At 72.0% G+C, this 12706-nt stretch carries 15 protein-coding genes; 3 read left to right on the forward strand and 12 right to left on the reverse strand.

Annotated elements, in window-relative coordinates:
- Window positions 1-125 precede the first annotated feature (125 nt).
- A complete protein-coding gene (locus ACIA3K_RS28895) occupies window positions 126-683 on the forward strand; it encodes a sugar O-acetyltransferase (RefSeq protein WP_355050592.1) in 558 nt (185 codons plus the stop codon).
- Here ACIA3K_RS28895 and ACIA3K_RS28900 read toward each other — a convergent pair.
- From ACIA3K_RS28900 to fdxA, 5 genes are read right to left on the reverse strand one after another with little or no spacing between them, the layout of a single operon-like run.
- Entirely contained in the window at window positions 680-1315 is a 636-nt protein-coding gene (locus ACIA3K_RS28900) for a nucleoside/nucleotide kinase family protein (RefSeq protein WP_396804752.1), read from the reverse strand. The genes ACIA3K_RS28895 and ACIA3K_RS28900 overlap by 4 nt on opposite strands.
- Window positions 1315-1962 (reverse strand): SIMPL domain-containing protein, encoded by a 648-nt coding sequence (locus ACIA3K_RS28905; RefSeq protein WP_396804753.1) that lies wholly within the window; start codon window positions 1960-1962, stop codon window positions 1315-1317. The genes ACIA3K_RS28900 and ACIA3K_RS28905 overlap by 1 nt, the downstream gene beginning before the upstream one ends.
- A gap of 59 nt (window positions 1963-2021) precedes the next feature.
- Window positions 2022-3173, reverse strand: a complete 1152-nt coding sequence (locus tag ACIA3K_RS28910) for a prephenate dehydrogenase (protein ID WP_396804754.1) — start codon at window positions 3171-3173, stop codon at window positions 2022-2024.
- Window positions 3174-3188: 15 nt separating this feature from the next.
- Window positions 3189-4295, reverse strand: a complete 1107-nt coding sequence (dapC, locus tag ACIA3K_RS28915; protein WP_396804806.1) for a succinyldiaminopimelate transaminase — start codon at window positions 4293-4295, stop codon at window positions 3189-3191.
- Complete coding sequence (gene fdxA, locus ACIA3K_RS28920; RefSeq protein ID WP_007464872.1) at window positions 4292-4618, reverse strand: ferredoxin; 327 nt, start codon at window positions 4616-4618, stop codon at window positions 4292-4294. The genes dapC and fdxA overlap by 4 nt, the downstream gene beginning before the upstream one ends.
- 79 nt (window positions 4619-4697) lie before the next feature.
- Here fdxA and ACIA3K_RS28925 point away from each other — a divergent pair, with 79 nt between their 5' ends.
- Window positions 4698-5705, forward strand: a complete 1008-nt coding sequence (locus ACIA3K_RS28925; RefSeq protein WP_396804755.1) for a GNAT family N-acetyltransferase — start codon at window positions 4698-4700, stop codon at window positions 5703-5705.
- A 63-nt stretch (window positions 5706-5768) separates the two neighbouring features.
- Here ACIA3K_RS28925 and ACIA3K_RS28930 read toward each other — a convergent pair whose 3' ends face one another.
- The 3 genes from ACIA3K_RS28930 to mshB all read right to left on the reverse strand — a co-directional run bounded on the left by ACIA3K_RS28930 (window position 5769) and on the right by mshB (window position 7694).
- Window positions 5769-6233 (reverse strand): hypothetical protein, encoded by a 465-nt coding sequence (locus ACIA3K_RS28930; protein ID WP_396804756.1) that lies wholly within the window; start codon window positions 6231-6233, stop codon window positions 5769-5771.
- Between the two features lie 79 nt (window positions 6234-6312).
- Window positions 6313-6750 carry a hypothetical protein gene (locus ACIA3K_RS28935; RefSeq protein ID WP_396804757.1) on the reverse strand — a complete coding sequence of 146 codons (438 nt, stop codon included), beginning with the start codon at window positions 6748-6750 and terminating at the stop codon, window positions 6313-6315.
- Window positions 6751-6767: 17 nt separating this feature from the next.
- Window positions 6768-7694, reverse strand: coding sequence for an N-acetyl-1-D-myo-inositol-2-amino-2-deoxy-alpha-D-glucopyranoside deacetylase (mshB, locus tag ACIA3K_RS28940; protein WP_396804758.1), 927 nt, complete (start codon window positions 7692-7694; stop codon window positions 6768-6770).
- 87 nt (window positions 7695-7781) lie between these two features.
- On the opposite strand from mshB, the gene ACIA3K_RS28945 reads away from it, so the two are divergent.
- The gene (locus ACIA3K_RS28945; RefSeq protein WP_396804759.1) at window positions 7782-9926 is read left to right on the forward strand and encodes a prolyl oligopeptidase family serine peptidase; all 2145 of its coding nucleotides are present in this window, start codon (window positions 7782-7784) and stop codon (window positions 9924-9926) included.
- A gap of 72 nt (window positions 9927-9998) precedes the next feature.
- Here ACIA3K_RS28945 and ACIA3K_RS28950 read toward each other — a convergent pair whose 3' ends face one another.
- From ACIA3K_RS28950 to ACIA3K_RS28965, 4 genes are all read right to left on the reverse strand, one after another.
- The gene (locus tag ACIA3K_RS28950; protein ID WP_396804760.1) at window positions 9999-10373 is read right to left on the reverse strand and encodes a DUF805 domain-containing protein; all 375 of its coding nucleotides are present in this window, start codon (window positions 10371-10373) and stop codon (window positions 9999-10001) included.
- Window positions 10374-10505: 132 nt separating this feature from the next.
- Window positions 10506-11159, reverse strand: a complete 654-nt coding sequence (locus ACIA3K_RS28955; protein ID WP_396804761.1) for a DUF7003 family protein — start codon at window positions 11157-11159, stop codon at window positions 10506-10508.
- Window positions 11160-11414: 255 nt separating this feature from the next.
- Window positions 11415-11960 carry an AAA family ATPase gene (locus ACIA3K_RS28960; protein WP_396804762.1) on the reverse strand — a complete coding sequence of 182 codons (546 nt, stop codon included), beginning with the start codon at window positions 11958-11960 and terminating at the stop codon, window positions 11415-11417.
- A 16-nt stretch (window positions 11961-11976) separates the two neighbouring features.
- Window positions 11977-12663: a uridylate kinase gene (locus ACIA3K_RS28965; RefSeq protein WP_396804763.1), complete on the reverse strand. Its 687-nt coding sequence runs from the start codon at window positions 12661-12663 to the stop codon at window positions 11977-11979.
- Window positions 12664-12706: the final 43 nt, after the last annotated feature.

Below are 12706 nucleotides of genomic sequence, written 5' to 3' on the forward strand. Positions count from 1 at the left end.
GTCGTGCGTCTTGATTGATAGGAGTCGCATTGACAACCCAGAATTGCATACCGAGTATGCAAAAAGAAGTCGAAAATACGACGAACCTGCCACGGGACACCGCCCCCCGCCGGCATCATCGACCGGTGACCTCCATGAAGGACCGGATGCTGGCCGGTGAGCCCTACCTCGCCGACGATCCCGAACTCGTCGCCGACCTGGACCGGGCCGCCCGCCTGATGGAACGCTTCAACACCAGCTCAGCGGCCGACCCGGCGGCCCGGCTCGCGGCGCTGCGCGACCTGCTCGGCGACCTGGGCGACGACACCTGGGTCCGTCCGCCCTTCTACTGCGACTACGGCTGGAACATCCGGATCGGGCCGCGCAGCTTCGTCAACTACCACGCGGTCTTCCTCGACGTCGCCCCGATCACCCTCGGCGCGGACGTCCAGGTCGGACCGAACGTGCAACTGCTCACCCCGACCCACCCGGTGCAACCCGGCCCACGCCGCGACAAATGGGAGGCCGCCAAGCCGATCACCATCGGCGACAACGCCTGGCTCGGCGGCGGCGCGATCGTCCTGGCCGGAGTCGCGGTCGGCGCGAACACCGTCGTCGGCGCGGGCGCCGTGGTCACCCGGGACCTACCCGCCAACGTCGTCGCCGTCGGCAACCCGGCCCGACCGGTCCGCGAGCTCGACTAGTCCAGCAGGCGGACCACCAGGTCGGCGTGCACGGCCGTCGGAGTGATGAGAGCCGCGTTGGCCTCGTCGCTGCCCAGCGCCCAGATTCGGGCCTCGTCCCGCGAACGCCCGTACGCCTCGTGCCGGGCGGTCAACCGACGCTGACGCAGCTCGGCCTCCAGGTCGAGGAACCACACCTCGTGCAGCAACGTGCGAACCTCCTCCCAGGGAGAGTCCGGCACCAGCAGGTAGTTGCCCTCGGTAACCACGAGACGGACCGACGGCGGCACCTCGATGGCACCGGCCACCGGCTCCTCCACCTCCCGGCGGAACTCCGGCGCGTACACCGAGGTCGGCTCCAGCCGACGCAACCGGCGCAGCAACGAGACGTACCCGTTGGCGTCGAAGGTGTCGATCGCGCCCTTGCGGTCGGCGCGGCCCAGCCGTTCCAACTGCGTCTGGGCCAGGTGGAAACCGTCCATGGGCACCAGCCGCGCGCTCGCCCCGACCTCGGCGACGATCCGCTCGGCCAGGGTGGACTTCCCCGCACCGGGCGCCCCGGTGATGCCGAGCAGTTGTCGCGGGCCGGCGTCGGCCAGTGCACGCGCCCGCGCCACCAGCTCGTCGATGGCCAGCACCCGGGCCGGCGGCATCAGTCGAGCACCGGTTCGCTGATCGTGAACCGCGCCTGCACCGCCGCCTGCACGGTCTGCGGTTGCGGGTCCAACTCCAGTTCGGGAACACCACCGCCGGCACCGCCTCCGGCGTACGCCGCGCGGGCGAACATCGGCCGGTCGGCCGGACCGGCGTCGGCCAGCTCGATGAGGGCGGTGACCCGGGCGCCCAGCGCCTCGGCGTACTCCCGGGCGCGCAGCAGCGCGTCGCCGATCGCGGCGTGCCGCGCCTCGCGGTACGCCGGACTGTCCGGGCGCAACTCCCACCAGGGGCCGGACACCTCGACCTGATCCTGGTCGGCGAGCCGGAGCATCAGCTCACCGAGCGCGGTGAAGTCGGTGACCGTCACGTTGGTGGTGACGCTGCCGAGCCAGCCCACCACGCGTTCACCCGAGCGCTTGGTCTGCGGCCGGACCCACAGGTCGCCGGTCTCCCGCCGGGCCACCGCCGGCTCGGAGCCGTCCAGCAGCACCCGGACGGCGGCTGCCCCCTCGGCCAACTGGGTGAGCGTCGCCTCCCGGTCCCGGCCGCGCGCCGTCACGGTGACCCCGAACCGGGCCAGCTCGGGCGGCACCTCCCGGGTCGCCTCGCCGCGTACCTGCACCACCGGGCCGTCCGTCGCCATGGCTGTCAGCCTAGGGCCTGTTTCATGAGGGCGGCTGGCCAGTCCTTGTGAACCAGACCCTAGTCAGCCAGCGGCAGCAGTGCCGGGTAGGAGACGACGTCCGGACCGACCCGGCAGCCGGTCAGGTGGCCGCCGGCAATACCCAGTTCGCGCAGCCAGGCCACCTCGACGGTGTGGTCGCCGTCGGCCGGGAACTCGCGGTCCGCCGCGGCGAACCGCCGATCCCGCAGCGCCGAGCGCGCCGCGCCGGCCTGCGCGTACCGGGCGGTCAACCCCGTCGCGTCGGCGGACCGCAGCGCGTCCGCCAGCTCATCCAGGAGTACGCGCACCTCGTCCAACTCGTCCAGCACCCGCTCTCGGTTGCCGAGCAGCATGTTGGCCGTCCGCTCGGCCGGCGTCCCGGCGACCCGGGTGCCATCGGAGAAGCTGCCCGCGGCCAGGGCCAATACCGCGTCGCGCAGCGGCGACCGCTGCGTCGCACCGGCCAACGCGCCGGCCAGCAGGTGGGGAACGTGCGAGGCGAGCGCGGCCACCGAGTCGTGCGTGGCCGGGGACATCGGCACCACCCGGGCGCCGAACACCTCCACCAGGAGCCCGGTGAGCCAGCGGAAGGCGAGCGTCGCCGCGCCCGGCGCCGGGCAGAGCACCCAGGCGGCGCCCGCGAGCAGCGTCGAAGAGGCCGCCGCCAGCCCGGCGGACTCCGCGCCCGCCATCGGATGCCCCGGTACGAAACGATCGGTGAGCCCGAGCCGGTCGGCGGCCTCGGCCACCTCGACCTTGGTGCTGCCCACGTCGGTGAGCACACAACCCGGCGCGGTCAGCTCGGCCACCTGCGCCAACGTCCGGGCAAGGGTGGGCAGCGGGCCGCAGAGGAAGACCAGATCCCGACCGGCGACGGCCTCCTCGACGGTGTCCGGGGCCGACACACCACACGACCGCATGCGCTCCCGGGTGGCCGGATCGGGATCCCAGCCCGTCACGTCGAGGCCCGCGTCGCGCAGCCGCAACAGCACCGAACCGCCGATCAGGCCGGTGCCGACGACCGCCACCCGCGTCCGGGCGTACGCCCCGCCGGCCGCGGGATTCCGGTCGTCCGCCTCCGGGCCCGACCCGGCGGCCTCGCGGCGTTGGTCACTCGCCTCGCGGCGTTGGTCGCCCGCTGGCGTGGCGGCACCGGCGTCCGGCGTCGGGACGGTCGTGCCGTCGGTCATCGCCGGACGCCCCGGTCAGGCCCGCAGCCGGCCGGCAACCGCGGCGACGTGCTCGTCGGACTCGGTGAGCGCCACCCGCACGTACCGCTGGGCGGCGGGGCCGTAGAACGCGCCGGCCGCCACCAGGATGCCGCGCCGGGCCAGCCAGTCGACGGTCTGCCAGCAGTCCTCGTCGCGGGTGAGCCAGAGGTAGAGGCCCGCCTCCGAGTGCTCGATCGTGAAACCAGCCTCGGTGAACGCGGCGCTCAACACCTCGCGCCGGGCGCGGTAGCGCTCCCGCTGCTCGACGGCGTGCCCCTCGTCCTGCAGGGCGGCCACCATCGCGGCCTGCACCGGCGCGGGCACGATCATTCCGGCGTGCTTACGGACCTTCAGCAGCTCGGCGACGAGAGCCGGATCGCCGGCCACGAACCCTGCTCGGTAACCGGCGAGGTTGGACCGCTTGGAGAGCGAGTGCACGGCCAGCACACCGGTGTGGTCGCCACCGCAGACCTGCGGAGACAGCACCGAGACCGGCTCGGCCGACCAGCCCAGCGGCAGGTAGCACTCGTCGCTGGCGACCACCGCGCCACGTTCCCGGGCCCAGTCGACGACCTTGCGCAGGTGCGCCGCGGGCAGCACCCGGCCGGTCGGGTTACCGGGCGAGTTGATCCAGACCAACCGGACCCGCGAGGTCGGCCCGACCGAGGTGAGCGAGTCGGCGCGGACCACGGTCGCGCCGGCCAGCCGGGCACCGTCCTCGTACGTCGGGTAGGCGATCGACGGCACGACGACCACGTCGCCCGGGCCGATGCCGAGCAGGGTGGGCAGCCAGGCGACCAGCTCCTTGGAGCCGATGGTCGGCAGCACACCGAGACCGTCGACGCCCGCGCCACAGGCCCGGGCCACCCACGCGGCGATGGCGTCGCGGAGCGCCGGGGTGCCGGCGGTCAGCGGGTAGCCCGGCGCGTCGGACGCGTCAGCCAGCGCCTGACGGATCACCGCCGGGACCGGATCGACCGGCGTACCCATGGAGAGGTTGATCAGGCCCTCCGGATGCGCCGCGGCCAGGGTGGCCGCGGCGTCCAGGGTGTCCCAGGTGAACTCGGGTAGCCGTGCCGAGACCGGCGCGGGCCGGTTCAGTGGCCCTCGCCGCGCGGCGGCTGCGCGGCGACGAAGGTCGCGTCCTTCTCCACCTTGCCGATCTTCGAGGCGCCCCCGGGCGAGCCCAGGTCCTCGAAGAACTCGTAGTTCGCGCCGGTGTAGTCCTTCCACTGCTCCGGGACGTCGTCCTCGTAGAAGATCGCCTCCACCGGGCAGACGGGCTCACAGGCACCACAGTCGACGCACTCGTCGGGGTGGATGTAGAGCATCCGGTTGCCCTCGTAAATGCAGTCGACCGGGCATTCCTCGATGCATGCCTTGTCGAGCACATCCACGCACGGCTCGGCGATGATGTAGGTCACCGGTCTTCTCCTCCGCAAGACGCGCCGCGATCTCCCGCGACGGTAAGAGCCTAGTATCTCGCCGGGGAGGGGGTCGATCGTGCTCCGACAGCAGGATGTGGGACATCGGATCGTAGTACGCCGGATTGTGGGGATTCGCGAAGGCCGCCCGCTGTTCAGCGACGCTCTCGGCGAGCTGGTCGAGCTGAGCGAGACCCATCTCACCCTCGCGACGGCGCAGGGCCCCCTACGTGTCCCGGTGGCGCAGGTGCACCGGGCGAAGCGGGTACCGCCGACCCGCCGGCCGACGGCCGCGGCGGTGGTGGCGCTGGAACGGGCCGCCAACGAGGCGTGGCCCGCCCCGACCCGAGGCCGACTCGGTGACTGGCTGCTGCGCTCGGCCGAGGGCTGGACCGGCCGGGCCAACTCGGCCCTGCCCATCGGCGATCCCGACCGGCCGTTGCCGGCGGCCGTGGACGCGGTGGAGCGCTGGTACGCCGAACGGGGTCAGCCCGCGATCATCAACACGCCGCTGCCGCTCGCCGCGCCGGTCGGCGCCGAGCTGGACGAGCGCGGCTGGACCACGCGCCCACCGACCCTCGTCCAGACCGCGCCCCTACCCGTCGACGCCCTCGCGCTCGGTGGGCCGGGCGTCGCGGTCGTCGAGGTGGCGACCGCGCCGAGCGAGGACTGGCTCGCCATCGCGGCCGGCCGCAAGGGCGGCCTACCGGATGCCGCCCGGCACGTGCTCACCGCCGTGGACCAGGTCCGCTTCGCCCACGCGTACGTCGACGGCGCGCTGGCGGCCATCGGCCGGGCAACGGTGACCGGCCAGGGCCGGTGGCTGGGCCTCAGCCTGATCGAGGTGGTGCCGGCCGCCCGCCGGCAGGGGCTGGCCCGCCGCGTGCTCGGCGAGCTGGCCGCCTGGGGCGTGTCGGCCGGCGCGACCCACGCGTTCCTGCAGGTGGAACAGCGCAACACCCCAGCCATCGCCCTCTACCGAACGCTGGGCTTCACCACCCACCACACCTACCTGACGCGCGTCGCCCCGAGCCCGCCCCCGCACCGCCCCCCGAGCGTCGATCTTGCACTTTCTGCGGCGACATAAAGGGCATCTGCCCTCATATCGACAACCGAAAGTGCAAGATCGACGAGAGGTTCCGGGTTGGCGTCAGCGGCGGACTACGCGGCGGGGCTTGGCGGCCTTGGTCTCGGCGTAGCGCTTGAGCTGCTGCGAGCGGTAGTCGAGACCGAGGGCGGTCGCCACCAGGTAGCCGCCCAGCACACCGAGGCCGGTGGCCAGCAGGTAGAGCCAGATCTGGGCGAAGAACGTCCCCGCGCCACCGGCGAACGGGCTGTGGCCGACGACCAACGGCCCGACCAGGACGGTCAGGGCCACCGCGATCACCACCACGACGGCCACGTCGGCCGCCCAGACGGCCAGCGGCCGGACGCGTCCCCAGCGGAAGGCGACCACGGCCAGGGCCAACCCGATCACCACGAACATCACCAGTGAGACCCGGTCGGCCGCAGCGTCGTCGCTGTCGAAACCGAATCGGGTGACCAGGCGAGCGACCACGTTGACCGCGAAGAGCCCTCCCGCGAGCACCCCGATGGTCCGCCACCGTCTGTCCATCGCACGACCTCCTGCCGTACGCCCCGTTCGCGGGGCCGCTTCCCTGGCAGGAATATCTACCACTCGTAGCTGTGTGACGTCACCAGCCGCCCAGCGTCGGTGGCGGGGCGAGGACCTGCCGGAAGCCCATCACGGCGAACGTCATCGCGCCGGCCACGATCATCGCCAGGCCGACCCAGTTGTCGCCGGCCAGCAGCAGGTCGCCCTCGGTGGTGCGGATGGCCGCCACCGCCATCAGGGCGAACCACGGCACCGCCGGCAGCGCCACCGCCCAGCGACGGCCGACCACCTCGTGCGCGAACCAGCTCAGCAGGATGTTCGCGCCGACGGCGAGCAGCGCCGAGAAGCCGATGAGCTGCCCGCCGACCCGGACGGTGGCGAGCAGCAGCTCCAGCACCCCCGTCACCACACCGGCCACCACCACGACGATCGCGCCGGCCACCCGTAGGCCCAGGTCCAGCAGACGCGGCGGCGGCCCCGCCGGTGGCGGGGCGTCCTGATCGTTCACGACCGACATCGGCGCGGCGGGCAACGTCACCGGAGACCGGCCGCCGCGACCGGGGAGCGGTCCGCGTCGGCCACATCCGGCAGCCCGGCGAAGAGGTCGTCCTCCCAGCCGTACGGGCCGAAACCCGGACCCTTCGCGCCGACGGCGAGGGTGAAGAACTCCACACCCATGAACTCGCCGCCGAAGTTGCCCGCGATCGAGTAGAGCCACGAGGTGGCCGGGATCTGGGTGCCGTGCGCCCGCATCGCCGCCTCCTTGGCCGCGTGCTGGTCGGTGCCGTCGATCCGGGCGGCGATCTGCTCGTCCGGAGTGCCGAAGGGCAGCTCGGCCAGATCCTGGATGCCGGCGAACGGATTGTCCGAAGATTCGGCGAAGTGCGACATGCCGGCCTCCAGCACGCTGAGCGGCATGGCCGTCCAGTAGACCTTGGCCGGGGCGCAGCCCTCGACGGCGGCCAGCTCGACGGCGCGCATCGCCACCCGGTGCGCCTGGATGTGGTCGGGGTGGCCGTAGAAGCCGTTCGGGTCGTAGGTGATCAGCACCTGCGGGCGTACCTCTCGCATGATCTCCACCAGGTGCCCGGCGGCCTCGTCGAGGTCGGCCTGCCAGAAGGCCCGGGGGTGCTCGTTCGTCGCGAGGCCCATCATCCCGGAGTCGCGGTAACGACCGGCGCCGCCCAGGAAGCGGTGGTCAGCGACGCCGAGCGCCGCGCAGGCGGCCGCCAGCTCCGCGATCCGGTACCCGCCGAGCTGGTCGGCCTCGGCGGCGGCGAGCTGCGCGAGCGCCGGTACGTGGATCTCGCCCTCCTCGCCGAGCGTGCAGGTCACCAACGTGACGTGCGCGCCGGCGGCGGCGTAGTGGGCCATGGTCGAGCCGGTGCCGATCGACTCGTCGTCAGGGTGCGCGTGGACCAGCAGCAGGCGGCGGTCGGGCAGCGTCGTCACGACGGTCACTCTAACCGGCGGTACGGCCCGGGAGTCGTTGGACGCGTCCGCCCAGGTCGGCCACATCACGCCCGGCGCGGCTCTACGATTTGGCCTGTGGACTTTCCGGAGCTGGCCGCCCGTACCCGCCGGTTCAGCCACGGCGCGCCCCGCGCTGTCTCCGTGGCCGCGGAGGGCTCCCGGGTGATCTTCCTGCGCTCGGCCGGGCCGGAGGATCCGGCGGACGCGCTCTGGCTGCTGGACGTGGCGACCGGCGAGGAACATCTCGTGGCCGACCCGGCTGCCCTGCTGGGCGACGACGGCGACGTCCGGGCGCTCAGCCCCGGCGAGCGGGCGCTGCGGGAACGGCTCCGGCTCAGCGCCGCCGGCATCGGCTCGTACGCGTTGGACGCCGCCGGCCGGGTGGCCGTGTTCGCGCTGGCCGGCCGCCTGTTCCGGGCCGACCTGGTGCACGGCGACGTGGTGGAGGTGGCCACCGTCGGTCCGGTGCTGGACCCTCGACCCGATCCGACCGGCGAGCGCCTGGCCTACGTGACCGACGCGGCCGAGGGCGTACGCCGGGGTGAGCTGCGGGTGATCGACGCCGACGGTGCCGACACGCTGCTGGCCGGCGAGGACGCGGGCGTGAGCTGGGGGTTGGCCGAGCACATCGCGGCCGAGGAGTTCGGCCGGTACCGGGGCTACTGGTGGGCCCCGGACGGGCGCATGGTGCTCGCCGCCCGGGTGGACGAGTCCCGGCTGGAGCGCTGGCACCTGCACGACCCGGCCGAGCCGGGCAGTCCGCCGACCGCCGTCGCGTATCCCCGGGCCGGCGGCCCGAACGCCGAGGTGAGCCTGCACCTGCTGGACCTCGACGACGGCTGGGTCGACGTGCACTGGGACCGGGAGACCTACCCGTACCTGACCGGGGTGAGCTGGGGTGAGGGCAGCCCGCTGATCACCGTGCTGCGCCGCTCGCAGCAGCACGGGCTGGTCCTCGCGGTGGACCCGCGTACCGGTGAGACGCAGGTCCACGCCGAGCTGGCCGACCCGCGCTGGGTGGAGCCGATCGCCGGTACCCCGGCGCACCTGCCCGACGGCCGGGTGCTGGTCGGGGGCGAGTTGGCCCACGACGGGTACGACGCGCGGTGCCTGTTCGCCGACGGCACGCTGCTCACCCCACCCTCGCTGTACGTGCGGCGGGTCGTGGGTCGGCTGCCGGCCGTCAGCGGTCCCGCCGACCTGCTGGTGGAGGCGAGCGACGGCGAGCCCAGCGAGAAGCACCTGTTCCGGGTCCGTACGACGATCGGCGGCGGAGTGGACGCCCGCCGTATCACCACCGACTCGGGCTGGCACACGGCGGCCGTGGGCGGGGACGTGCTGGTGGTCGGGACGGCGTCGCTGGACCACGCCGGGGTGCGCTGGATCGTGTCGCGCGGCGGTCAGGAGTTGACCGAGCTGCGGTCGCTGGCCGCCGAGCCGCCGTACTCGCCCCTGCCGCTGCTGGAACGGGTGACCGACCGGCGGCTGCCGACGGCGGTGCTCTACCCGGACAATCACGTGACCGGCCGGCGGCTGCCGGTGCTGCTGGACATCTACGGCGGCCCCGGGCACCAGGAGGTGGTGGCGGCGCGGGCCGCGTGGTTGGAGCGGCAGTGGTGGGCCGACGCCGGGTTCGCGGTGGTCACGATCGACAACCGGGGTACGCCGGGAGTGGCGCCCTCGTTCGAGAAGGCCATCCACCGGCGGCTGGCCGACGTGATCCTGACCGACCAGATCGACGCGTTGACCGCGCTCGCCGGCAAGCACCCGGACCTGGACCTCGGCCGGGTGGCCGTCCGCGGCTGGTCGTTCGGCGGGTGGCTGGCCGGGTTGGCGGTGCTGCGGCACCCGGAGCTGTTCAAGTGCGGCATCGCCGGCGCCCCGGTGACCGACTGGACGCTGTACGACACCGCGTACACCGAGCGGTATCTCGGCCTGCCGGAGGACGGCATGGACGTGTACGCGCACCACTCGCTCGTCGAGTTGGCCGCCGAGCCGGTCACCGGTCCGGACCAGGCCCGCCCGCTGCTGCTGGTGCACGGCCTGGTCGACGACAACGTGGTGGCCGCGCACACGCTGCGGCTGTCGGCGGCGCTGCTGTCCACCGGCCGGCCGCACGCCGTGCTGCCGCTGACCGGCGCCACCCACATGGCCGCGAACGGCACCGCCGAGCGGCTACTTCCGCTGGAACTGGAATTCCTGCGTACTCACCTGGGGTGAGCGGCGGAAACAGAAGCGACCCCCGTTCCGACGCTGCTGCCGGAACTGGGGTCGCTTTGTAGCGCGGACAGGTCAGTGCTTGGGGCTGGGACCGAACCGGTTCGCTCCGGGCGTGCCGTCCTGAACGAGGAACACGATCAGGACGATGGCGCCCACGATGGGCACCAGGCCGATCAGCAACCACCACCCCGTCTTGTCGGTGTCGTGCAGGCGTCGCACCGCGACAGCCAGCGACGGGAGCAGCAGCGCCAGGGAGGCGATGAGGCCGATAAAACCGCTGGACGAACCGTCCACGAAGGTCAGTCCCAGTGCGTTGTCCAGGACCGAGGCGACGATGCTGACAAGGACGGTGAACAGGACGAACCACCAGTACTCAGAGCGGCGGGCCCGACCTGTGAATCCGACGTACTGGCTGAGCACCGATTTGACGGCGGCACCGAAGGACATGGCTATCTCCCGTTGTGTGAGGGGTTTTCGAGATCAACGCGAGGGCAGCCAAACAGACCGATATGACACGGTCAACGGCCGAGCAGCCGAACAGCAGTGGCTGGAGCGCCTGACCTCCGGCGACCTCGTCGGCTACAGGCTCCCCGACTCCGGCCAGTGGGACCAGTGTGTGTTCGGCCGCGCTTGGGGTGCGTAGCGGGTGCGATCGCCGGTCGCCAGGACATCGGCGATCTGGCGGAACGTCTCGGACTGGCCTGGACGTGAGCCACCAGCCAGGTCAGGGTGGTGCCACTCGTCCAGCCGCAGAATCTCGGGCAGGTCGACGGGGATTCGGCGGCGTAGTTCCCGTTCGTTCGCCAGGAGAAGCTCGCGGTGACGCGGAACAAGCCGACGCAGTACGTCGATGAGATCCTCACCTGATTCGCCGGCAACGGCGATGTCTTGACCGCGGAGCACCAAGGGACCGCCCCGGTACGTCTCCGGCTCCTCCGGATCCTCTATCTCGTCCCAGTTGTCGACCCGATCGAGAAAGTCGCCGTTGTCGGCGCCAGGTTCGCCGCTGGTCAGGCAGTTGCCGAACACGAAGAGCACGTCGGTGAGGTTGCCGGCCCGTGGCGAGTAGCCGATCGTCTCGACAATGAGAGCCCACCGCCCCGCGTCCCGATAGCCGTGCAGCCGGGCGTCGACGGCGTAGGAGTAGCCGTTGTCGAGGTCCGGAAACCGGAACTCTTTGGCTGCGGCGTCGAGTTGTTCGAGGATGTCGGCCGAGCGCACAGCCGGGGTCATCGTGTCCCGCCCTCCCAGACCGACCCGCTTCCCATCGCACAGCAGGCCGGTGACGATGCGTTCCTTGGCATAGCCGTCCAGTTCGACACGGCCGCATCGTGTCACCTGTTCCGGCTCGCCGGTGGGCGCCCCACGCCCCGGATCGTCACAACATCAGGGTTGTTGCTGCTTCAGAGGCTCGGCAGGCGGCAACATCAGGGTTGTTGCTGGCTACGGGCCCAGCACGCACCGCCATCGGCGTCGTTGCCGCGTCGATCAGGGAAGATCGCGCCGACTCGGCGGCCATCGGTCAGCCCGCCACTCGTGCCAGGTCGTGAACCCGGCCGGGGGGTCGTCGAGAGGTTCGGAGCCGTCGAGTTCGCCTGGCGTCGGGACGTCCATGCGGGTGGCCCACTCGGCGAGTTCCTCGTCGGACATGGGCCACGTCGTGTGGGGCACATCCGCCTGGCGCTGATCGAGCCGCACACGCTGCTCGGCCGGGGTGAGTTCGAAGTAACGCAGCTCCACCTCCGCGCCGAGGTCGGCCGCGGCCTGCCGCAGAGCGGATCGCTCGTCCCGACTCCAGAGGCCGAAGTCGATCACCACGTTGTTGCCGAGTTCGAGGGCGCGCAGCCCGATCTCGATGAGCCGCCCCTCGATCACGTCCGAGGCCGCGGGCGGATTCTCGGCTCCGTAGAGGGCCTTCACCCACTCGTCCTTGGTCAGCCGAAGCGCCTTCTGCTCGACCTCGATCGCCCGGGCCGCAGTGGTCTTTCCCGTACACGGGAGCCCCACCGTCAGGAACAGTGTCGGTCGCGTCATCACAGCTCCCATCCGGTCAGCGTGCGCGGGTCTCCCAGACCGGCTGCTGCGGCTCGTCATTGTGCACGACGAAGTCGACGTGATCGGCCGGGCGCACGGTGTCGAAGTAGAGCTGTTGAGCGGGGATGTAACGCTCCCGCCAGCGCCGTTCGACCTCGGCCCGGGAGGACACCCGCCGCTCTCGGATCACGGCACGGTCCACCGTCGTCTCGATCGCTGTGGAGACGAGAATGCGCAGCTCCCACCGATCGATCAGTTCCGGGCGCATGAGGAAGACGCCGTCGAACACCAGCACGGCGTCGGCGGGGGCCGTCCTGCTCGGCGGGGACAGCACGGTATCCGTGGGTCTGTCGTACACCGCGGGTTGGAAGCCCCGATCGCCGCCCGGTCCGAGGGGATCGAGCAGAACCCGGTTCAGCGCCGCCCAGTCGTGGGTGTCGAAGTAGCAGCCTTCGGCCGAGTACTCGCCGCGCGGATAGCGTCGGGCCCGGGGAAAGAGGAAGTCGTCGATCGTCGCGCGGATGACGTATCGGCCCTGACTCCGCAGGACGACGGCGAGCTCATCGGCGAGGGTGGTCTTGCCGGTGGCTGGTGGACCGTCGACGGCAACCCGTACCGGGTGTGCGACATCAACGGACCCGATCGCCTCGGCGAGACGGCCGAGCAGCTCCACGCGGCGCGACCCCGGCCGCTCCTCACTCACCGCAACTCGCAATCTTGGACAGTTTCGTCAGCACGTAACGAAA

It is taken from the genome of Micromonospora sp. NPDC051543 (genome assembly GCF_044454415.1).
Classification (GTDB): domain Bacteria; phylum Actinomycetota; class Actinomycetes; order Mycobacteriales; family Micromonosporaceae; genus Micromonospora.

What these genes read in the sequence shown, in the direction of transcription:
- ACIA3K_RS28900 (WP_396804752.1), bottom strand. Translation starts at nt 1,315, where the DNA reads ATGCCGCCGGCCCGGGTGCTGGCCATCGACGAGCTGGTGGCGCGGGCG.
- ACIA3K_RS28905 (WP_396804753.1), bottom strand. Translation starts at nt 1,962, where the DNA reads ATGGCGACGGACGGCCCGGTGGTGCAGGTACGCGGCGAGGCGACCCGG.
- ACIA3K_RS28910 (WP_396804754.1), bottom strand. Translation starts at nt 3,173, where the DNA reads ATGACCGACGGCACGACCGTCCCGACGCCGGACGCCGGTGCCGCCACG.
- ACIA3K_RS28930 (WP_396804756.1), bottom strand. Translation starts at nt 6,233, where the DNA reads ATGGACAGACGGTGGCGGACCATCGGGGTGCTCGCGGGAGGGCTCTTC.
- ACIA3K_RS28935 (WP_396804757.1), bottom strand. Translation starts at nt 6,750, where the DNA reads ATGTCGGTCGTGAACGATCAGGACGCCCCGCCACCGGCGGGGCCGCCG.
- ACIA3K_RS28950 (WP_396804760.1), bottom strand. Translation starts at nt 10,373, where the DNA reads ATGTCCTTCGGTGCCGCCGTCAAATCGGTGCTCAGCCAGTACGTCGGA.
- ACIA3K_RS28955 (WP_396804761.1), bottom strand. Translation starts at nt 11,159, where the DNA reads ATGACCCCGGCTGTGCGCTCGGCCGACATCCTCGAACAACTCGACGCC.
- ACIA3K_RS28960 (WP_396804762.1), bottom strand. Translation starts at nt 11,960, where the DNA reads ATGACGCGACCGACACTGTTCCTGACGGTGGGGCTCCCGTGTACGGGA.